This window comes from Rhizobium cerradonense (assembly GCF_030182455.1).
Classification (GTDB): Bacteria; Pseudomonadota; Alphaproteobacteria; order Rhizobiales; family Rhizobiaceae; genus Rhizobium.
The window spans coordinates 194,685-215,350 of record NZ_JAQJCK010000007.1 but is presented as its reverse complement, the minus strand read 5'-3'; the positions used below and the strand labels follow the sequence as shown (position 1 = coordinate 215,350).

The window sequence follows — 20,666 nt, the reverse complement described above, 5'->3', positions numbered from 1 at the left end:
TCATGCTGGAATCCTATCTCACCCTGAAAGCCGAATACGAGATCGTTCCGATGCAGCTGCAGGATTGTGCCGAGGTGGCGGCGCTGCATGGCGAACGTTTTTCGCGGGTTTGGGACGATAGCGAGTTTCAAAATCTCCTGTCGCAGGACACGACCTTCGGCTTTGTCGCGCGCCAGACCAACGCCATCCTGAAAAAGCCGCTTCCGGGCTTCGTTCTGGCGCGCCAGGCGGCGGGTGAAGCGGAAATCCTGACAGTTGCCGTCAACGCCAAACTTGGCCGCTCCGGCCTTGGCTGGCGGCTGATGCAGGCGGCGTTGCGCGAGGCGCGCAACCGCGGCGGCGAAACCATGTTCCTGGAGGTCGATGGCGGCAATCAGCCGGCGCTCGGTCTCTACCGCAAGCTCGGTTTCGAAACGGTCGGCGAACGCAAGGCCTATTATGTCGACGAAAACGGCGCGAAATCGACGGCGCTTGTCATGCGCCGTGTTCTTCGCTAGTCCGTTGTCCTAGACGAATAGACCGAAGACCGTATTCAATGACCGATCCCGTAAAATCCCTTGAGGAGCTTTGCGCCGAGCGCGGCATGCGCATGACGGAGCAACGGCGGGTCATTGCGCGCATCATCGAGAGTTCGGAAGATCATCCCGATGTCGAAGAGCTGCACCGCCGCTCCGTGAAGGTGGATGCGAAGATCTCGATTTCGACGGTTTATCGCACCGTAAAGCTTTTCGAGGATGCTGGCATCATCGAGCGCCATGACTTCCGTGACGGGCGTTCGCGTTACGAGACCGTGCCGGAAGAGCATCACGATCACCTGATCGACCTGAAGAGCGGCGAAGTGATCGAATTCCACTCGCCGGAGATCGAGGCGCTGCAGGAGCGCATTGCCCGCGAACACGGTTTCAAGCTCGTCGACCATCGGCTGGAGCTCTACGGTATTCCGCTGAACAAGGACGAACGCTGAAGTGGCGGCGGTCGTGCGGGAGCGGATGATTTGATAACCTGGCTGCGCGTCGGCTGTGCCGTCTTCGTCATCTGCGTTGTCAGCCTCGTCCTGCTGCCGCTGCAGATTCTTTGCCTGCGCTTCGACTGGAAGCTCAGACGCTATCTGCCGCGCTACTGGCATCGCATCATTTGCCATTGCCTTGGCGTCCGCATCCACATTGTCGGAGAGCTTGAGCGTCGCCGGCCGCTGATGCTGGCTGCGAACCACGCTTCCTGGCTCGATATTCTGGTGCTTTCCGCAGTTGCCGACGTCGCCTTCATCGCAAAATCGGAAGTGCGGGACTGGCCGATCTTCGGACTCTTCGCCCAATGGCAGAAGAGCGTGTTCATCGAACGCGAGCAGAAGCGCAAGACCGGCGACCAAGTGAGCGAGATCGCCGAGCGCATGGCCGATGGCGAGATCATGGTGCTGTTTCCGGAAGGCACGACCTCGGACGGCAACCGTCTGCTCGAGGTCAAATCCTCGTTGTTCGGCGCAGCCGCCGCCGCTTTGCCGAAGACGCCGGATGCCGTCGTTCACGTCCAGCCGGTCGCGGTTGCCTATACCCGGGTTCATGGCGTCGCCATGGGCCGTTATTATCGCCCTATCGCGGCTTGGCCTGGTGACATCGAGCTGGTGCCGCATCTGAAGGGCATCTTTGCCTGCGGGGCCATCGATGTCGATGTCTGCTTCGGCGAGGCGGTGGATTATCGTGCCGACACCAACCGCAAGGAGGTCAGCGCCACCGTGGCGCGGCGCATCCGCACCATGCTGGCGAGCCGGCTGCTCGGCCGCGAGATTGCCTGATATTCCGGCGATTTTAACTTTTTCATTTTCTCAGGAAGCAAAAGCCACTACATAGCGGCCATGACCAAGGACAGTGCACTTCTCTACGCCCCGCAGCCCAATGTTTTAGAGATTGGGATGCGCGATGGCTCCAACAGCCGTAAGGTTTTCATCAAGACCTACGGCTGCCAGATGAATGTCTACGACTCGACACGGATGAGCGATGCGCTCGCCCGCGATGGCTATGAGACGACTGAGGACATGGAAGAAGCCGATCTCGTCCTGCTGAACACTTGCCACATCCGCGAAAAGGCGGCTGAAAAGGTTTATTCGGCACTCGGGCGCCTGCGCGAGATGAAGAAGCGCAAGGCCGCCGATGGCCGCGACATGATGATCGGCGTCACCGGCTGCGTTGCCCAGGCCGAGGGCGAGGAAATCCTCCGCCGCGCGCCCGCTGTCGACGTCGTCATCGGCCCGCAGACCTATCATCGCCTGCCGGACGCGCTGCGCCGCGCCAAGGAAGGCGAGCGCGTGGTCGATACGGAATATGCGATCGAAGACAAGTTCGAACATCTGCCGATCGCCGAGAGCACCAAAATTCGCGCCCGAGGTGTCACCGCCTTTCTGACCGTGCAGGAGGGCTGCGATAAGTTCTGCACCTTCTGCGTCGTTCCCTATACGCGCGGCTCCGAAGTCTCCCGTCCGGTCGCTCAGATCGTCGAGGAAGCGCAAAAACTTGTGGATGGCGGAGTGCGCGAAATCACGCTGCTTGGCCAGAATGTCAATGCCTGGCACGGAACCGGGCCGAAGGGTGAAGCCTGGAGCCTTGGCGACTTGCTCTACCGGCTGGCTGAAATCCCGGGCCTTGCCCGGCTGCGCTATACCACCAGCCATCCGCGCGACATGGACGACCGGTTGATTGCGGCCCATCGCGATTTGCGCACCTTGATGCCCTATCTCCATCTGCCGGTTCAATCCGGTTCCGACCGCATCCTCAAAGCGATGAATCGGCGGCACACGGCGGCGGAATATCTCGCTTTGATCGAAAAAATCCGTGCGGCACGGCCGGATATCGCCCTTTCGGGTGATTTCATTGTCGGTTTCCCGGGGGAGACAGAGCAGGATTTTGCGGATACACTTCGTCTTGTGGAGGAGGTGAACTATGCGCAAGCCTTCTCGTTTAAATATTCGACGCGCCCTGGAACGCCGGGTGCGGAATTGAAGGGCCAAGTGCCGGAAGAGATCAAGGCGGAACGACTGGAACGATTGCAGGCGCTGCTTTTGAAGCAGCAGCACGCTTTCGCTGATGCCTGCGTCGGCAAGGTGGTCGATATTCTGCTGGAAAAGCCGGGCCGCATGCCGGGTCAGTTGATCGGCCGATCTCCTTGGCTGCAATCTGTGAATGTTGATGCAAAAGCATCGCAAATCGGTGACATTATCAATGTACGAATCACCGGAACCAGCACGAACAGCCTTTTTGCTGAGTTGCTTTAGGTTCCGGACAGGCAAAGGAGCCGGACCGCTTGAACGGACAGGAATTGGTTTCTTCTTCATCGCGCCAGCCACGCACCGCGAGCGACGCCAATCACTTCATCCTGACGTTCGAGAACAATCGGTTCGCCAGCGAACTTTTCGGACAGTTCGATCAGAATTTGAAGCTGCTCGAAGAGCGTCTGGGCATCGACGCACGCGCACGCGGCAATTCCGTCATCATCACGGGTGATGTGCTGGCCACCAACCAGGCGCGCCGCACGCTCGATTATCTCTATGACAAGCTGCAGAAAGGTGGGAATGTGGAGCGCTCCGACGTGGAAGGAGCAATCCGCATGGCGGTTGCCGCCGATGACCAACTGACGCTGCCGACGATGGAGAAAAAAGCCAAGCTGACGATGGCGCAGATTTCGACGCGCAAGAAGACGATCATCGCGCGCACGCCGACGCAGGACGCCTATATCAGGGCGATGGACCGTTCCGAGATGGTTTTCGGCGTCGGTCCGGCCGGTACGGGCAAGACCTATCTCGCCGTTGCCCACGCCGCTCAGCTTTTGGAGCGCGGCGCGGTCGAGAAGATCATCCTGTCGCGCCCGGCCGTCGAAGCCGGCGAGCGTCTTGGCTTCCTGCCCGGCGATATGAAGGAGAAGGTCGACCCCTATCTCCGCCCGCTCTATGATGCGCTCTACGACATGATGCCGGGCGACAAGGTCGAACGTGCCATCACCGCCGGCGTCATCGAAATCGCTCCGCTCGCCTTCATGCGCGGTCGCACGCTTGCCAACGCCGCCGTCATCCTCGACGAGGCGCAGAATACCACCTCGATGCAGATGAAGATGTTCCTGACGCGTCTCGGTGAGAATTCGCGCATGATCATCACCGGCGACCCCAGCCAGATCGACCTGCCGCGCGGTGTCAAATCCGGCCTGGTGGAGGCCTTGCAGCTCCTGAACGACGTCGAAGGTATAACCATCGTGCGCTTCAAGGACACAGACGTCGTCCGTCATCCCTTGGTGGCGCGCATCGTCAGGGCTTACGACTCGAACTACCTCGCCCCCGTCGCTGGTGGTGAGGCCGATCCGCAGATCTGATGGCCGATCTCGATATACAGATCAGCGTCGAAGAGGGCGGCTGGCCCTCGGAAGAGGCATTGCAGGCCCTGGCCGAGCGCGTGTTGGGCGCGGCTGCGGCCTATCTCGAAAAATACGAGAAGCAGCCTTTTCCGAAAATGGCGCCGGAATTGTCGCTGGTCTTCACCGACGATGCCTCGATCCGGGAGATCAATGCGGAATGGCGCGAGCAGGACAAGGCGACCAATGTCCTGTCGTTCCCCGCTTTTCCGCTGGCGCCGGGCGGCAGACCCGGCCCGATGCTCGGCGATATCATCATCGCCAAAGAGACGGTGGAGCGCGAGGCGATCGAGCTGGAAAAGAGTTTTGATGATCATCTGACCCATTTGATGGTGCATGGTTTCTTGCATCTCTTCGGCTACGACCATATGAATAATAGCGAAGCCGAAATAATGGAGGGGCTGGAGACTCGCATTTTGGCGGAGCTTGGCCTATCTGATCCCTATGCGGGGCAGGACCCCATTTGACTGAACCCTGTCTGATCAGGAACAATGAGCGACTTTACGACAAGACCGGCCCCCGAGGCCAAAGACGGAGCCGAAACAGCCTCCTCCGATGAGGCGGGCAGTAGTAGCGGCAAACGATCACACTCATCCTTCTGGGCCCGCGCTGCGCGCATTTTGCGCCCAGCTCAAGGCTCTGCACGTCTGCGCGAGGATCTCGCCGACGCGCTGATGACCAACGCCACCGATGACGACGCTTTCTCGCCGGACGAGCGGGCAATGCTGCACAACATCCTCCGTTTCCGCGAGGTGCGTGTCGAGGACGTCATGGTGCCGCGCGCCGATATCGAGGCGGTTGACCAGAATATCACCATCGGCGAGCTGATGATCCTGTTCGAGGAGAGTGGTCGCTCGCGCATGCCGGTCTATGCCGAAACGCTCGATGATCCGCGCGGCATGGTGCATATCCGCGACCTCCTGTCTTATGTCGCCAAGCAGGCGCGCAACAAGCGCCGCGGCAGCAATGGCAAGGCGGCGGCAGCGGCATCTGCATCGACTGCGAGCCCGGCTGAGAAGCCTCCGCGCTCGGCCAAGCCGAATTTCGACCTTTCGCGCGTCGACCTGCAGAAGACGCTCGCCGAAGCCGGCATCATCCGAAAAATCCTGTTCGTGCCGCCCTCCATGCTGGCGTCGGATCTTCTCCGCCGCATGCAGGTCAACCGCACGCAGATGGCCCTCGTCATCGATGAATATGGCGGCACCGACGGCCTCGCCTCGCATGAGGACATCGTCGAAATGGTCGTCGGCGATATCGACGACGAACATGACGACGAGGAAGTCATGTTCAAGCGTGTCTCCGAAGACGTCTTCGTCGCCGATGCCCGCGTCGAGCTGGAAGAGATTGCGGCCGCCATCGGCACCGATTTCGACATCAGCGAGCAGGTGGACGAGGTGGATACGCTCGGCGGCCTGATCTTCTCGGCGCTCGGCAGGATCCCGGTGCGCGGCGAGCTCGTCCAGGCGCTGCCAGGCTTCGAATTCCATATCCTCGATGCCGATCCGCGCCGCATCAAACGGGTGCGCATCACGCGTAAGCGTCATGCCGTGCGCCGCCGTCCGGCCAAGGCCGAGGGGGAAGGTGGCGTACTCGAGCGCGATTTGCCGTCGCCGGATACGCTTCCGGACGAACCTTCGGCAGAACGGAACACGGCCAGCCAATAAATGGCGCTTCAGCAGGACAAACCGCTGCTTTTTTGAAAGACTGCGGCCAATGATTCGCAGTTTGGACGGAGCGCGCGCATGGAACGGCTTTCGGGCAAGGTTATCCTCGTCTGGGGTTTCAAGCGCGCATTTCTCGCCATCGTCGCCGGAGCCATCGGCGTCCTCGCCTTGCCGCCCTTCGGCTTCTTCGCGGCGATGTTCGTCTCTTTCACGCTGCTTGTCTGGCTGCTGGATGGCGCTGCCGCCGGTCCCGATAGCGGCTTCCTTGGGCGCCTCTGGCCGGCCTTTGCCATCGGCTGGCTGTTCGGCTTCGGTTATTTCGTCGCCGGTCTCTGGTGGCTCGGCCATGCGCTTCTGATCGATGCCGATGCGTTCGCCTGGGCGCTGCCGCTGGCGATCCTCGGTCTGCCGGCGTTTCTCGCGATTTTCTATGGCGTGGCGGCGGCGCTGGCCCGGCTGCTCTGGTCGGACGGCATGGGGCGCATTGCCGCGCTCGCCTTCGCCTTTGGCCTGCTGGAATGGCTGCGCAGCTTCCTTTTCACCGGCTTCCCCTGGAATGCCATTGGCTATGGCGCCATGCCCATCCCGCTGATGATGCAATCGGCGCATGTGATCGGCGTGCTTGGCGTCACCGTGCTTGCGGTCTTCGTTTTCGCGTCCCCGGCACTGCTTGGAACGCGCCAGGGGCGGGTGCCGGGGATCGGGCTCGCCGTGCTCATCGCCGCCGCGCATTTCGGTTACGGCTATTATGCGCTCAGTCTGCCGGCACCGCCGGCGAGCGGCGACAAGACGGCCCCGGTGGTGCGCATCGTCCAGCCCGCGATCGACCAGGAAGCCAAGATGGACACTGATGCCGATCGCGCCGCGATCTTCGACAAACATCTGTCGCTCTCGGTGCAGCCGCCCATCAATGGCGGCAAACGGCCCGACATCATCGTCTGGCCGGAGACCGCTGTCCCCTTTATTTTGACGGATAATCAGGACGCGCTGACCCGCATTGCCGATCAGCTCGACGATGACCAGATCCTGATCACCGGCGCCGTTCGCGTCGAGGACATGGGTCCCGGTCTCGAGCCGCGCTATTACAACTCCATCTATGTGATCGACGGCCGCGGCCAGATTATCGGTGCCTCCGACAAGACCCATCTTGTGCCGTTCGGCGAGTACGTGCCCTTCGAAAACATCCTCGGGTATCTCGGAATTCAGAATGTCATCGAGTTGCCGGGAGGCTTTTCAGCGGCCGCCAGCCGGCAGTTGCTGACGCTGCCAAGCGGCGTCAAACTTTATCCGCTGATCTGTTACGAGATCATTTTCCCGAACGAAATGACACCGGACATCCGGCAGGCCAACGCCATTCTGAACGTTACGAATGATGCCTGGTTCGGCGACACGCCAGGCCCCTATCAGCATTTCCTGCAGGCGCGGGTAAGGGCTGTCGAACAGGGTTTGCCGCTGATTCGCAGCGCCAATACGGGTGTTTCGGCCTATGTCGACGCTCACGGACGTTTGATTTCCGGAATCGACTTTAATGAGCAAGGATTTGTCGACGCCACTTTGAGTAGCGCAACCGTGTCGCCTATCGACGATAGGATACGAAATGCATACTTCTGGTTGGCAATCGGGGTAGTCGGTATAATCGCTGTGATTTCACGCATGGGTTTTATTTCAAGGGCGAATTGACCAAAAAACCCTAAAATTGCATAGTGGTTGTTGTCTGCCTTTTGAACGTAAACTAGAAGCCGGGTGGGGCGTCGGCTGCAACGTAGCGTTATAGGGGTGGTTAAGGGCACCGGATGGCAGGACCTGAATTCAACCTATGTTAGGGCAATTATGATGATTGAGAACAAAAAGAAGCCGAACCCCATCGACATCCATGTCGGTAGCCGCATCCGCCTCCGCCGTACCATGCTGGGCATGAGCCAGGAGAAGCTCGGCGAGAGCCTCGGAATCACTTTCCAGCAAATTCAGAAGTATGAGAAAGGCACCAACCGCGTTGGCGCCAGCCGTCTTCAGAATATTTCCAGCATTCTTAACGTTCCGGTTTCCTTCTTCTTCGAGGACGCGCCGGGTGAGCATGCGGCAACCGCCGGCGGCATGGCCGAGGCTTCCAGTTCCAATTATGTGGTCGATTTTCTCTCTTCCTCGGAAGGGCTGCAGCTCAACCGCGCCTTCGTGAAAATTTCCGATGGCAAGGTCCGCCGCAAGGTGGTCGAGCTCGTCAAGGCCCTCGCAGCCGAGGCCGACGCCGAATAAGCGTTTTTAAGCAGCGCTGCAGTGGCAAAGTCGCAAGGCGGTCATTTTGGCCGCCTTTTCCATGTTTATGGCAAAATTTTATCACTTTCGCCGGGATATAAAGATATATTTATGTCCTTCTGTGGCTTGTTTTTCGCGCTCGAGACGAATATCAAAAGCGGAGATTTGTTCTTTGAGGGGAATCCCATATGCGCGCGAATTATCTGTTTACCAGCGAGTCTGTTGCCGAAGGTCACCCGGATAAAGTCTGTGACCGCATCTCCGACGAAATCGTCGATCTGGTCTACCGCGAAGCGGCAAAGACCGGCGTCAACCCCTGGGGCGTGCGCATTGCCTGCGAGACCCTTGCCACCACCAACCGCGTCGTCATCGCCGGCGAAGTTCGTCTGCCGCCGAGCCTGATGAAGAAGGACAAGGATGGCAACGACGTCATCAATCCCTCGAAGTTCAAGGCCGCTGCCCGCCGCGCCATCAAGGATATCGGTTACGAACAGGACGGCTTCCATTGGAAGAAGGCGCGCATCGACGTTCTCCTGCACTCGCAGTCCGCCGACATCGCCCAGGGCGTCGACAACGCCGCCGACCAGCAGGGCGATGAAGGTGCCGGCGACCAGGGCATCATGTTCGGCTATGCCTGCCGCGAAACGCCGGACCTCATGCCGGCGCCGATCTACTATTCGCACAAGATCCTGCAGCTCCTCGCTGCCGCCCGCAAGAAGGGCGACGGCGAAGTCGCCAAGCTCGGCCCGGACGCCAAGAGCCAGGTGACCGTCCGCTACGTCGACGGCAAGCCGACCGAAGTGACCTCGATCGTTCTTTCCACCCAGCATCTCGATGATAGCTGGGATTCGGCGAAGGTTCGCGCCGTCGTCGAACCCTATATCCGCGAAGCTCTCGGCGAGCTGAAGATCGCGGCCGACTGCAACTGGTACATCAATCCCACCGGCAAGTTCGTCATCGGCGGTCCGGATGGTGATGCCGGCCTGACAGGCCGCAAGATCATCGTCGATACCTACGGCGGTGCTGCACCGCACGGCGGCGGCGCCTTCTCCGGCAAGGACACGACCAAGGTCGACCGTTCCGCTGCCTACGCTGCGCGCTACCTCGCAAAGAACGTCGTAGCCGCCGCTCTTGCCGACCGCTGCACGATCCAGCTCTCCTACGCCATCGGCGTTGCTCAGCCGCTGTCGATCTATGTCGACCTGCACGGCACCGGCAAGGGCGTCAGCGAAGACCAGATCGAAGCGGCGATCCGCAAGAACATGGACCTTTCGCCGACCGGCATCCGCCGCCATCTCGACCTTAACAAGCCGATTTACGCGAAGACCTCGGCTTACGGCCATTTCGGCCGCAAAGCAGGCCGCGACGGCTCGTTCTCCTGGGAGCGCACGGACCTCGTCAAGGCCCTGAAGGAAGCTGTGAAGACCCGGGAAGCTGCATGATCGATACCGAGCGCCGGTCGCGGGCGACGGAAGCATTCTTCGGCCGGCGCAAGGGAAAGCCTTTGCGCGGCCAGCAGGCCGAAAGGCTGGAAGCGCTGCTGCCGCAATATATCGTCGATCTCTCTGCACTGGCGCCGCAGCCGCTGAATGATCTGTTCCCGGTGCAGACCGAGCGTCTGCGCCTGGAAATCGGCTTCGGCGGCGGCGAACACCTGATCCACCGGGCGCTGGAATCTCCGGCGACCGGCTTTATCGGCGTCGAGCCCTTCGTCAATTCCATGCAGAAGCTGCTTGCCCGCGTCGACGAAACCGGCGCGCGCAACATCCGCGTCTATAATGACGACGCCACGCAACTGCTGGATTGGCTGCCGGAGGGCTGCCTCGACCAGATCGATCTGCTCTATCCCGATCCCTGGCCGAAGAAAAAACACTGGAAGCGCCGCTTCGTCTCGCAGGTCAATCTCGATCGCTTTCACCGCGTCCTGAAGCCCGGCGCCATCTTCTGCTTCGCCTCCGACATCGACACCTATGTCAACTGGACGCTGCAGCACTGCGCCGCCCATGGCGGCTTTGAATGGATGGCAAACAATGCCAGCGACTGGCTGACGCCCTATGAAGGCTGGCCCAGCACGCGCTATGAGGCAAAAGCCCGGCGCGAGGGACGGTCTTCGGCCTATCTGACGTTCAAGAGAGTTTAAGCGGCAATCCCGCCTCTCGCAATTTCGCGGCGCGAAATCGCTCAAATCCTCCTTTCTACCCGTTAGGGTGAAGAAGCTATTGCCATGTGCATGTCAGCCAGTTTGGAAGGTGGAGTTACAGCTTCTCCTCCGCGGGAGAAGGACGAGCGTCAGCGCCGGTTGAGAGGGGCATTACACCGGGATAGGAATGCTCTGACGCAATCGCGGTCGCAGCGCCTCGATCAACTAATGGCACGGAGCCCTCAATGAAGGCTGACCGTCTTCAGCTCGTCCTCAGCCGCCTTATAGAAGGTGCTGGACCGGTTGTCGGTCAGAAGAATCGGAGTGCCATCGGCGCCGAAAAGCGCCCAGAGGTCGACATTCGGATCGATGTCCGGCGCCTCGGGAAAGCAACGGGACACTTCGTCCGAATGGATCTTTCTGACATAGGCAACCTCACCCGCACCAATATTGGCGAGTTCGGATTGAGTCAGGCGCGCAGTGGCTTCTCTCAAAAGCATGTTCGTACCTCCAGCATGAGGGACCAGCGGCAATCTGCCGTTGTCTTACTGTGATACCGAAATGTTAATTTTCTTTACCATCCGGTCCGGTTCCGGCCGAATGAGATCGACGGAAAGCAGGCCGTTCTTCAAGACGGCGCCGAGCACCTGCATGCCGTCTGCCAAAACGAAGACGCGCTGGAACTGACGGGCCGCAATGCCGCGATAGAGATAATCGCGCTCCTCATGCTCCACCTGCCGCCCACGGATCAAAAGCTGGTTTTCTTCCGTGGTGATATCGAGCTCGTCTTCCGAGAAGCCGGCAACCGCAAGCGTAATGCGCAGGCGCTCAGGCTCGCCCGAGAGGCGGTCGGCCCGCATGCGTTCGATATTGTAAGGGGGATAACCATCGCTGACCTTGGAAATCCGCTCCAGCGTCTTTTCCATGGTGTCGAAGCCCAGAAGCAGAGGGCTGGCAAAGGGAGTGGTCCGGCTCATGTCTCAAGTCCTTGGTGTCAAGCGACCTTTCCGGACCTGATCTTTCAGCACCCGGTTACGTGTAATATGGGAGCAGGGGCGGGGGAGTGCAAGGAGGCGCGGCCTTCGCATTTGCGAGATTACTTCCGGTATCGCAATGCCAATGGCCACGCCGGCATCCGGCTGCTTGACAAAGCTTAAACGGGCTCGCATCAAGACTGCCAAGCCGCACCGGAGGAAAGCCCAGAGATGACCGAGCCCAGAAAAATTATCATCGATACCGATCCCGGCCAGGACGACGCCGCCGCGATTTTGCTCGCCTTCGGAAGTCGTGAGGAAATCGACGTACTCGGCATCACCACGGTCGCCGGCAATGTGCCCCTGAGTTTGACGAGCCGCAATGCCCGTATCGTCTGCGAGCTCTGCAACCGCCGCGACGTGAAGGTTTTTGCCGGCGCCGATGCGCCGCTCAAGCGCAAGCTGGTCACCGCCGAACATGTCCACGGCAAGACCGGCCTTGACGGCCCTGACCTGCCGGAGCCGACCATGGAGCTTCAGCCCGGTCATGCCGTCGACTTCATCATCGACACCCTGCGCAACGAGCCGGCCGGCGCGGTCACGCTCTGCACGCTTGGCCCACTCACCAATATCGCGCTCGCCTTCCAGAAGGCGCCCGACATCATCGCGCGCGTCCGCGAGCTGGTGATGATGGGCGGCGGCTTCTTCGAAGGCGGCAACATCACGCCGGCGGCTGAATTCAACATCTATGTCGACCCGGAAGCGGCCGATGTCGTCTTCCGCTCCGGCGTACCTGTCGTCATGATGCCGCTCGACGTGACCCACCAGCTTCTGACCCGCAAGGATCGTGTGGCTGCTATCGCCGCCGTTGGCACTGCTCCGGCCAAGGCAATGGTCGAGATGCTGGAATTCTTCGAGCGTTTCGATATCGAAAAATATGGCTCTGACGGCGGTCCGTTGCACGACCCCACCGTCATCGCTTATCTGCTGAAGCCGGAGCTTTTCAAAGGCCGCGATTGCAATGTCGAGATCGAAGTGACATCGGAGCTGACCGTCGGTATGACCGTTGTCGACTGGTGGCATGTCACTGACCGTAAGCGCAACGCCAAGGTCATGCGCCATGTCGATGCAGACGGCTTCTTTGCGCTGCTGACCGAGCGCTTTGCACGCATCTGACTTTGCTGCCGCAGGAATAGGAAAAGGCCGCCGGATCGCTCCGGCGGCCTTTTATGGTTTCATTAGTCGGCTCAGAATTCTTCCCATTCACCCTGCGCCAGCGCATTTGCGCCTTGGGTCTGCGGACGCGCCTTGCGCGCTGGAGCGGCGGCCGGGGTAACACTGCGGGCAGGGGCTGGGGCCGGCGTGCGCATCTGCTGAGCGGCAGCGCGCAGTGCGGAGGCATTATCCTGGCCGCCATGCGATACGCGGAAGCGGGCGACGAGCGTTTTCAACGTCTGGGCCTCGTCGTTCAGCGTCACGCTGGCGGCGGTGGTTTCTTCCACCATCGCGGCATTCTGCTGCGTCACCTGGTCCATCTGGTTCATGGCCGAGTTGATTTCCTTCAGCCCGATCGCCTGTTCGCTGGCAGAAGCCGAGATCTGGCGGATGAGGCCGTTGATCTCCATCACTTGCTCGGCGATCTTGTGTAGCGCATTGCCCGTGCGGCCGACGAGATCGACGCCTTCCTTGACCTGGCCGGCCGAGGTGTTGATCAGGGTCTTGATCTCTTTTGCGGCATTGGCCGAACGCTGCGCCAGCTCGCGCACTTCCTGCGCCACGACTGCAAAGCCCTTGCCGGCTTCGCCGGCACGCGCTGCTTCGACACCGGCATTCAGAGCGAGAAGGTTGGTCTGGAACGCGATCTCGTCGATCACGCCGATGATGCGCGAAACTTCCTGCGAGGACTGCTCGATGCCATGCATGGAGGAGATCGCCTTCTGCACGATCTCGCCGGAGCGTCCGGCATCCTCGGATGCCGCGTTGACGCTGCTGGCAGCCGTGCGGGCATTTTCGGCGCTGGAATTGACCTGAGCCGTAAGCTGGTTGAGCGCTGCAGCGGTTTCTTCCAGGCTTGCCGCCTGCTGCTCGGTGCGGCGGGCAAGGTCCGAGGCGCTGTTGCTGATCTCGCCCGTGCCGCTGCCGATATTACCGACGCTGAGGTTCATCGTGTGCACCGTCTCTTCCAGGCTGGCGAGTGCGGCATTGAAGTCCTGCTTCAACTGGGCGTATTCGCCGGGGAATTCCTCGGCGATGCGGTGGCCGAGATTGCCCTTGGAAAGCTCGGCCAGGCTCTGGCCGAGAATGGTGACGATGCGCCGCTGCAGCGCCACGGTTTCGCTTCGCTCCGCTTCCGAGCGATAACGTTCGCCTTCGGCGGCACGGCGCTGGTCGTTGGCCTCGGCCTCCAGCCGCTTGGTATCGGCAAGGGCGAAGCGGAAGCCTTCGAGCGCCTTGGCGACCGAGCCGATCTCGTCGGCACGGTTCTGGCCCTCGACGGGTTCGGCATAGTTGCCGGCGCTGAGATCGTTGACGCTGGCGACCAGTCCGCCGAGCGGCTTCTGTACGAAGGCGCGCACGGCGGCGTAGAGCGCCAGCATGACAGCAACCAGCACGAGGACGCCGCCGATGATCATCATATAGGTCTGGTCGCGCACGGGCGCGGCAATCGCACTGTGCGGCACATCGACGAGGACGACCCAGGTGGCATTGAGGCCGGGCACGGCGAACGGATAGACCACACGGTCGAATTCTTCTCCGCCGTTATCGCTAAGGTTTTTCACCAAGCCCGTCGCCGACGAGGTCAATGCCGCCTTGATGGCATCGGCGCCCTCGCCGCTATAGTCCTTCATCAGGAGGTCCTTGTTCGGCGCCACCAGCCACTTGTTGTCCTGGGAGAGCAGGAGGACGCGGCCGGAACCGAAGGGATGGAGGTTCTGCAGTTTGACGGAAAGTGAAGCGAGCGAGATATCGACGCCCGAGACGCCGATCATCTTGCCGCCGGACATCACCGGATAGGCGATCGAGCTCATGGTCGTCGGAACTTCGGTGCCTTCAGCCAAGTATGGCGGAGTGATGGCGCCCTTGCCGCTGTCGGCGGCGAGCTTCCACCATGCGGCGGTGTAGTCGTTGTCGAAGGTGGAGAACTGGATGCCGCCGTCCTTCGTCTTCGACCAATAGGGTGTGAACACGCCCTTGTCGTTGACGCCTTCGTCCTTGTTGTTGGCGAGTTCAGTTGTCTTGCCGTCGAATGTGCCGAGCTTTTCGCAGAACCAACTGCCGAAGGCGAAGGCGTTCTGCTCGACATTGGCCTTGAGGATATTGATAATGCCCTTGCGATCGAAGGTGTGGCCCTCGTGGCCGCGGCCGATGATGGCGGCCATGGAGCGGGCGGCGCTGGCGAGTTCGCCGACATTGGCGGCAATTTCATTGGAGATGGATTTGGCCTCGCTATTGGCCTGATCCATGGTGAGCATTTCCACGCGATCGCGCGTCTGGGAAATCAGCAGGAAGTTGGAGACGAACAGGACAAGCGCAATCGCTACCCCAGTGACCAGGATGAGCTTGGCCGCGAGCGACTTCATATGAAAGATGGACATCATTTCCTCGAGAGAACGATGCGCCGGATGCACATTATCCGGAGCAAGGTCGGCGCAGGGTGGCCCTATCATGGGGCCGCCGTGAGCGCCCGCCGCGGGGGAGCAAACCCAAGGCAGGCAGGAGGAGAATGATTGTGAAGCGCAAAAATTTAATTAATTTGTGCGGCTAGGAATGGTGGGTCTCAAAGACGCGCGGCGACGTCGCCTGCAACCGGAATCGATGGCTGCGCGCCCGGCTTCAGGCAGGCGAGCGAACCGGCGACCGCGGCCCGGCGCAGAGCCGCATGAAAATCCAGGCCCTGGTCGAGGCTGGCGGCAAAATAGCCGCAGAAGGTGTCGCCGGCGCCGACGGTATCGACCGGCTCGATGACGAGACCCTTGGCACGCGAGAGTTCGCCATCGCGGATGGCAATGACGCCGTCGCCGCCGAGCGTGACGATCAGCGTCTGACCCGTTTCGCCATGCAGACGGATTAGTGCCGCCTCGCGATCGCTGGCCGACATATTGTCCTGGCCTGCCAGCCTTTCGAATTCCGTCTCGTTGGCGATGACGATGTCGGCAAGACGTCCGAGCCGTGCCGCATCGGGAATGAGGGGGGCGAGATTGAGAACGGTGCGGATGCCCTTGGCCTTTGCCGCCGCGAGCGCGGTCTCAACGGCGGCGACCGGGATTTCGAATTGCAGCATCAGCGTATCGCTCGGGCTCAGCGTATCGACCACTGCGGTCGCCTGTTCGGCTGTTATCGTGCCGTTGGCGCCGGGCACGACGGCGATCATGTTCTCGCCATCGCCGCCAACGAGGATCAGGGCAGTGCCGGTCGGCTCGGAAACGTGGTTGACGGTGGAAAGATCGGTGCCGGCGGCGTTAAGCAGGGCAAGCGCAGGCTCGGCGAAACCATCATTGCCGACAGCGCCGGTCAAACGCACCGTCGAGCCGGCACGCCGCGCTGCCAAGGCCTGATTGGCGCCCTTGCCGCCGGCAGCGGTGGAAAAGCCGTTGCCCGCCACGGTCTCGCCCGGCTTCGGCAGACGGTCGGTGGTGGCGATGAGGTCCATATTGATGGAGCCGAAAATGGTGATCATGGGATGTTCCGCCCTGCTTGTTGATGTCGCATGATCCATTCAGAACCGATTTATAGGTTTGAGGATCATGCATTGATTTGGCGCGACACTGCCCGAAGCGATCAGTCCTCGTCAACCACCCTGAGCTTGAGTTGGCCGGTGCGGTTGTCGATCGGTTTCGGCCGGTCGTCGGTGGTCGCCTTCGTCGGCTCGCCGGCGGCCTCGAATTCCAGCGCTTCTATCCTCTCGCCGCGGCGTGCCAGCTTGTCGGCGGAGGTGACGATCATGTCGACATCCTTCTGCGCCATGGCGAAATGCCCCTGCAGCTTGCGTACCCGCTCGTCGAGGCGGGAAAGATCGTTCATCAGATGCGCCACTTCGCCCTGGATCATATGTGCCTGCTCGCGCATGCGCTGGTCCTTCAACACCGCCTGGATGACCTGGATCGACAGCATCAGCAGCGACGGCGAGACGATGACAATGCGCGAACGCTGCGCCTTCTGCACGATCGCTTCGAAATTCTCGTGGATTTCCGCAAAGATCGATTCGGAGGGAACGAAGAGGAAGGCCGTATCCTGCGTCTCTCCCTGAATGAGGTATTTTTCGGCGATATCGCGAATATGCACTTCGAGGTCCCGGCGGAATTGCTGCGCGGCGATCTTGCCCTGCTCGGGGCCTGTCGCCGCCGCGTTGCGGATGGCGTTCCAGGCCTCCAGCGGAAATTTGGCATCGATGACCAGCGGCGGCGAGCCGTTCGGCATGCGCACGGTGCAGTCCGGCCGCGATCCGTTGGAGAGCGTCGGCTGGAAGGCATAGGCGCCCATCGGCAATCCGTCGGCGATGATCGTCTCCATGCGGGCCTGGCCGAAGGCGCCGCGCGTCTGCTTGTTGGAAAGGATTGCCTGGAGGCCGACGACATCCTTTGCCAGCGACTGAATATTGTTCTGCGCAGCGTCGATGACGGCGAGCCGCTCCTGCAGGCGGCGCAGGTTCTCGTGCGTAGAGCGCGTCTGCTCGCCGATCGTCGCCGTCACCCGCTGCGACATGCCGTCGAGCCGTTGATTGATGGCATGGTTGAACTCCGCCTGCCGCGAACCGAACACTTCGGCCATGGTGGCGAGCCGTCCCTGCATTTCCGCCTGCGCCCGGAGAAGCGCCGCCATATTGTGCTCGGCATCCTCGGCCCGCAGCATATCCTCCTCACCCCGCCGCCCATTATTGTTGAGGACAAGGACGACAACGGCGATCAGCAGCAGGATGACAAGGCCGGTCAGAACAGGAACTGCCGGAATCTCTTGGCCGAAGAGCATAAAGGACATGATATCGGATACTCGTGGAACTCGTGCCTGCACCATAACAAAACTTTGGAGAATATCCAGATCAAAACGTGAACAAAATTTAGGGAGTTATGATCGACCTGAAGTCGCAAGCGTTGAAAAAACACCCTCCAACCGCCATCTAAATAATTCCATCGCACTGCAAGATGCGTTATGGGAAACTTCATGACGATCAAGCCACTCATCATTTTGCCCGATCCGTTGCTCCGCCAGGCCTCCGCGCCCATCGAGCGCGTCGATACCGAAGTCCAACGCCTTGCCGACGATATGCTGGCGACCATGTACGATGCGCCAGGCATCGGCCTTGCGGCCATCCAGATCGGCGTTGCCCGCCGCATGCTGGTGATCGACGTGTCGCGCGAAGGCGAGGACAAGCAACCGCTGGTCTTCATCAATCCCGAAATCGTCGCCTCTTCGGATGAGCGCTCGGTTTATGAGGAAGGCTGCCTCTCCATTCCGGATTATTATGCCGAAGTCGAGCGTCCGGCCCGCGTTACCGTCAAGCATCTCGACCGCGACGGCAAGGAACAGATCGTCGAGGCCGACGGCCTCCTCGCCACCTGTCTTCAGCACGAGATCGACCACCTGAACGGCGTGCTATTCATCGACTACATCTCGCGCCTGAAGCGCGACATGGTCATCAAAAAGTTCACCAAGGCGGCGAAGGCAAAGGCGCTCTGAAGGGAAGGTTGAAAAACCATCCGGGCAGGCCTATGATATCAGTGATATCAAATGGAGGTGCTGAATGAGCGACCTTTTGATTCGCGATATTCCGGATGCCATGAAGCATGATCTCGCAGAGCGGGCAAAACAGACTGGCCGCAGTCTCTCCGACGAGGCAAAGGAGCTTTTGCGGGCGGCGTTAGTGGCGGAGGATGCTAACGCCGGTCGCAGCGGATTGTCTGCGTGGGATGTTTTGCGTCCCATTTTCTATACCGAAGATGCTGCTGCTGCCGAAGAATATGGGCGCATCATGAAAGAGATCGAAGCGGAACGGAAAAAGGATTTCGGCCGACCAGTTGAGGATTTCGAGTGATCCTGCTCGATACGAATATCCTCTCCGAATTGACGAAGCCTGTGACCGACCGCAATGTCGAAGCATGGTTTCAGATGCAACCCATCATGAATCTCTATCTCTGTGATATTGTGGTGATGGAGCTGTCTTATGGGGCGGAACGCTTCTTACTTCGAACGGGATCGTACCGCTACATTCAAATGTTCAACGAGCAACTCGTTTCTTTTCGCGGCAGGATCCTGCGTTTCGATCATCAATCGGCCATCGAAACCGGTCGCATTCGAGCGGGGCGTGAAAGGACCGGCCATCAGATCTCCGTCCAGGACGCCATGATCGCTGCCATCTGCCTAGCACAAGGCGCGACGCTGGCGACGCGGAACACAAAAGACTTCGAGGGGCTTGATCTTAAGCTCGTAAACCCGTTTGAAGGCGGTTAGGGCCTGATCGCCAAAAAATCGCAAAGCGGTTTTTGGCCAAGATCATGCCAAACGAGAGAATTCAGCCGGACGGATCGCATGTCGCTCAGCATCATCTTTATGGGAACGCCCGAATTTTCCGTGCCGACTTTGCGGTTGCTGGTCGATGCGGGACACCGGATTTGCGCTGTTTATACGCAGCCGCCAAGGCCCGGCGGGCGGCGTGGGCTCGATCTCCAGAAGTCGCCGGTGCACCAGGCGGCGGAGCTGCTCGGCCTGCCGGTTTTCACGCCCGTCAATTTCAAGGAGCCCGAAGAGCGCCAGCGTTTTCGCGAGCTCGATGCCCATGTCGCCGTGGTGGTCGCCTATGGCCTGCTGCTGCCGGAGGCAATCCTCTCGGGTACGCAGTTCGGCTGCTATAACGGCCATGCTTCGCTGCTGCCGCGCTGGCGAGGTGCTGCGCCCATCCAGCGGGCGATCATGGCCGGCGACAAGAAGACCGGCATGATGGTGATGAAGATGGACAAGGGCCTCGATACCGGTCCGGTCGCACTCACGCGGGAAGTGGAGATCGGCGACACGATGACGGCGGGCGAGTTGCACGACAAGCTGATGATGGTTGGCGCCAAGGCGATGGTCGAGGCGATGAACAAGCTGGAGCATGATGAACTGCCGCTGACCGCGCAGGCTGCCGAGGGCGTCCTCTACGCCGCCAAGATCGATAAAAGCGAGACACGCATCGATTTCAGCAAGCCGGCTGCGGATGTTCACAACCATATTCGCGGCCTCTCGCCCTTTCCCGGCGCCTGGTTCGAGGCCGAGATCGCCAGCCGGCCAGAACGGATCAAGGTTCTCGGCTCCGAACTTGCCGAAGGCGAGGGCGCGGCCGGCGAAGTGCTGACCGACGGTCTGGTCATCGCCTGCGGTTCCGGCGCCGTCCGGCTGACGAAATTGCAGAAGGCGGGCGGCAAGCCGCTGGCTGCGGCCGATTTCCTGCGCGGCACGCCGATTGTGCCGGGCACGATGTTGGCGGCGGGACCAGCCTGATGCCTCGTTACCGCATGACCGTCGAATATGACGGCATCCCTTATGTCGGCTGGCAGCGCCAGGACAACGGTCCTTCCGTGCAGGGCGCGATCGAGGGCGCCATCTTGTCTCTGACTGGCGAAAAGGTCTCCATTCGCGGCGCGGGACGCACCGATTCCGGCGTGCACGCGGCCATCCGCCGCCACTATCTCTATCGCATCATCACCCGCCGTGCGCCCTTGGCATTGGAAGCCGGGCGTGCCTGGTGGGTGCCGAAGGATATGGATCATGAGGTCATGCATGCGGCGGCCCAGACGCTGGTCGGCCGGCATGATTTCACCACCTTCCGTTCGGCCCATTGCCAGGCCAATAGTCCGGTGCGCACGCTCGACCGGCTGGATGTGACCCGCAATGGCGAGCTCATCGAAATCCGCGCCACGGCGCAGAGTTTCCTGCACAATCAGATCCGCTCGTTCGCCGGCACGCTGAAGCTTGCAGGCGAGGGAAAGTGGACTGTGGACGACGTGCGCGCTGCGCTGGATGCGCGAGACCGCAAGGCATGCGGCCCCGTCGCTCCGCCGGATGGGCTCTATTTCATGCAGGTGGATTATCGCGACGGCGTTGGGCCCGTGGACGCCGATGACGAACAGGACGATTCCTAGCCTCCGTTGGATGGCTCGGGATGCCTGTCAGCGACGACACTATCCTTCGACAACATTTCTGCGTCGATTCCACCCTCTCCTCAGCCCCGAGAGCGGCATCCAGCCCATCGGGCGGCGGCCGCCTCCGTCA

22 protein-coding genes are annotated in these 20,666 nt (G+C 60.7%); 17 read left to right on the top strand and 5 right to left on the bottom strand.

The genetic code is table 11. From position 1 onward, the window contains the following. Positions 1-2: 2 nt before the first annotated feature. The 11 genes from PH547_RS17785 to trmB all read left to right on the top strand — a co-directional run bounded on the left by PH547_RS17785 (position 3) and on the right by trmB (position 10,449). On the top strand, positions 3-497 hold the full coding sequence (locus PH547_RS17785; protein ID WP_283048844.1) for a GNAT family N-acetyltransferase: 495 nt from the start codon (positions 3-5) through the stop codon (positions 495-497). 38 nt (positions 498-535) lie between these two features. Further along, entirely contained in the window at positions 536-964 is a 429-nt protein-coding gene (locus PH547_RS17780; RefSeq protein WP_104821835.1) for a Fur family transcriptional regulator, read from the top strand. Positions 965-994: 30 nt separating this feature from the next. Next, positions 995-1,792, top strand: coding sequence for a lyso-ornithine lipid O-acyltransferase (gene olsA, locus PH547_RS17775; RefSeq protein WP_283048846.1), 798 nt, complete (start codon positions 995-997; stop codon positions 1,790-1,792). Between the two features lie 60 nt (positions 1,793-1,852). After that, positions 1,853-3,265, top strand: coding sequence for a tRNA (N6-isopentenyl adenosine(37)-C2)-methylthiotransferase MiaB (gene miaB, locus PH547_RS17770; protein ID WP_285168972.1), 1,413 nt, complete (start codon positions 1,853-1,855; stop codon positions 3,263-3,265). A gap of 29 nt (positions 3,266-3,294) precedes the next feature. Continuing rightward, positions 3,295-4,353, top strand: a complete 1,059-nt coding sequence (locus PH547_RS17765) for a PhoH family protein (RefSeq protein WP_104821838.1) — start codon at positions 3,295-3,297, stop codon at positions 4,351-4,353. Next, a complete protein-coding gene (gene ybeY, locus PH547_RS17760; RefSeq protein ID WP_285168971.1) occupies positions 4,353-4,859 on the top strand; it encodes an rRNA maturation RNase YbeY in 507 nt (168 codons plus the stop codon). Before PH547_RS17765 ends, ybeY begins: the two co-directional genes overlap by 1 nt. Before the next feature lie 24 nt (positions 4,860-4,883). Continuing rightward, positions 4,884-6,056 (top strand): hemolysin family protein, encoded by a 1,173-nt coding sequence (locus PH547_RS17755; protein WP_285168970.1) that lies wholly within the window; start codon positions 4,884-4,886, stop codon positions 6,054-6,056. Between the two features lie 78 nt (positions 6,057-6,134). After that, on the top strand, positions 6,135-7,736 hold the full coding sequence (lnt, locus tag PH547_RS17750) for an apolipoprotein N-acyltransferase (RefSeq protein WP_285168969.1): 1,602 nt from the start codon (positions 6,135-6,137) through the stop codon (positions 7,734-7,736). 153 nt (positions 7,737-7,889) lie between these two features. Further along, complete coding sequence (locus PH547_RS17745; RefSeq protein WP_104821842.1) at positions 7,890-8,309, top strand: helix-turn-helix domain-containing protein; 420 nt, start codon at positions 7,890-7,892, stop codon at positions 8,307-8,309. A gap of 188 nt (positions 8,310-8,497) precedes the next feature. Further along, positions 8,498-9,751 (top strand): methionine adenosyltransferase, encoded by a 1,254-nt coding sequence (gene metK, locus PH547_RS17740; protein WP_104821843.1) that lies wholly within the window; start codon positions 8,498-8,500, stop codon positions 9,749-9,751. After that, the gene (trmB, locus tag PH547_RS17735) at positions 9,748-10,449 is read left to right on the top strand and encodes a tRNA (guanine(46)-N(7))-methyltransferase TrmB (RefSeq protein WP_285168968.1); all 702 of its coding nucleotides are present in this window, start codon (positions 9,748-9,750) and stop codon (positions 10,447-10,449) included. The genes metK and trmB overlap by 4 nt, the downstream gene beginning before the upstream one ends. A gap of 242 nt (positions 10,450-10,691) precedes the next feature. Here the strand turns inward: trmB and PH547_RS17730 are convergent, their stop codons facing one another. Both PH547_RS17730 and PH547_RS17725 read right to left on the bottom strand, forming a co-directional pair. Further along, positions 10,692-10,949, bottom strand: a complete 258-nt coding sequence (locus PH547_RS17730; RefSeq protein WP_104821845.1) for a BQ00720 family protein — start codon at positions 10,947-10,949, stop codon at positions 10,692-10,694. 45 nt (positions 10,950-10,994) lie between these two features. Continuing rightward, on the bottom strand, positions 10,995-11,426 hold the full coding sequence (locus PH547_RS17725; RefSeq protein ID WP_104821846.1) for an Hsp20 family protein: 432 nt from the start codon (positions 11,424-11,426) through the stop codon (positions 10,995-10,997). A 228-nt stretch (positions 11,427-11,654) separates the two neighbouring features. On the opposite strand from PH547_RS17725, the gene PH547_RS17720 reads away from it, so the two are divergent. After that, a complete protein-coding gene (locus PH547_RS17720; RefSeq protein WP_104821847.1) occupies positions 11,655-12,599 on the top strand; it encodes a nucleoside hydrolase in 945 nt (314 codons plus the stop codon). A gap of 71 nt (positions 12,600-12,670) precedes the next feature. Here PH547_RS17720 and PH547_RS17715 read toward each other — a convergent pair whose 3' ends face one another. From PH547_RS17715 to PH547_RS17705, 3 genes are all read right to left on the bottom strand, one after another. Further along, on the bottom strand, positions 12,671-15,019 hold the full coding sequence (locus PH547_RS17715) for a methyl-accepting chemotaxis protein (RefSeq protein WP_104821848.1): 2,349 nt from the start codon (positions 15,017-15,019) through the stop codon (positions 12,671-12,673). A gap of 182 nt (positions 15,020-15,201) precedes the next feature. Continuing rightward, entirely contained in the window at positions 15,202-16,101 is a 900-nt protein-coding gene (locus PH547_RS17710) for a ribokinase (protein WP_104821849.1), read from the bottom strand. A gap of 101 nt (positions 16,102-16,202) precedes the next feature. After that, positions 16,203-17,399 carry a DNA recombination protein RmuC gene (locus PH547_RS17705; protein ID WP_104821850.1) on the bottom strand — a complete coding sequence of 399 codons (1,197 nt, stop codon included), beginning with the start codon at positions 17,397-17,399 and terminating at the stop codon, positions 16,203-16,205. A gap of 183 nt (positions 17,400-17,582) precedes the next feature. Here PH547_RS17705 and def point away from each other — a divergent pair, with 183 nt between their 5' ends. From def to PH547_RS17680, 5 genes are all read left to right on the top strand, one after another. Then, on the top strand, positions 17,583-18,098 hold the full coding sequence (def, locus tag PH547_RS17700; protein ID WP_104821851.1) for a peptide deformylase: 516 nt from the start codon (positions 17,583-17,585) through the stop codon (positions 18,096-18,098). 76 nt (positions 18,099-18,174) lie between these two features. Then, positions 18,175-18,453 carry a FitA-like ribbon-helix-helix domain-containing protein gene (locus PH547_RS17695; protein ID WP_260303320.1) on the top strand — a complete coding sequence of 93 codons (279 nt, stop codon included), beginning with the start codon at positions 18,175-18,177 and terminating at the stop codon, positions 18,451-18,453. Beyond that, positions 18,450-18,869, top strand: coding sequence for a type II toxin-antitoxin system VapC family toxin (locus PH547_RS17690; RefSeq protein WP_104821853.1), 420 nt, complete (start codon positions 18,450-18,452; stop codon positions 18,867-18,869). Before PH547_RS17695 ends, PH547_RS17690 begins: the two co-directional genes overlap by 4 nt. Before the next feature lie 78 nt (positions 18,870-18,947). Continuing rightward, positions 18,948-19,895 (top strand): methionyl-tRNA formyltransferase, encoded by a 948-nt coding sequence (gene fmt, locus PH547_RS17685; protein ID WP_104821854.1) that lies wholly within the window; start codon positions 18,948-18,950, stop codon positions 19,893-19,895. Beyond that, a complete protein-coding gene (locus PH547_RS17680) occupies positions 19,895-20,536 on the top strand; it encodes a tRNA pseudouridine synthase A (protein ID WP_285168967.1) in 642 nt (213 codons plus the stop codon). The genes fmt and PH547_RS17680 overlap by 1 nt, the downstream gene beginning before the upstream one ends. Positions 20,537-20,666: the final 130 nt, after the last annotated feature.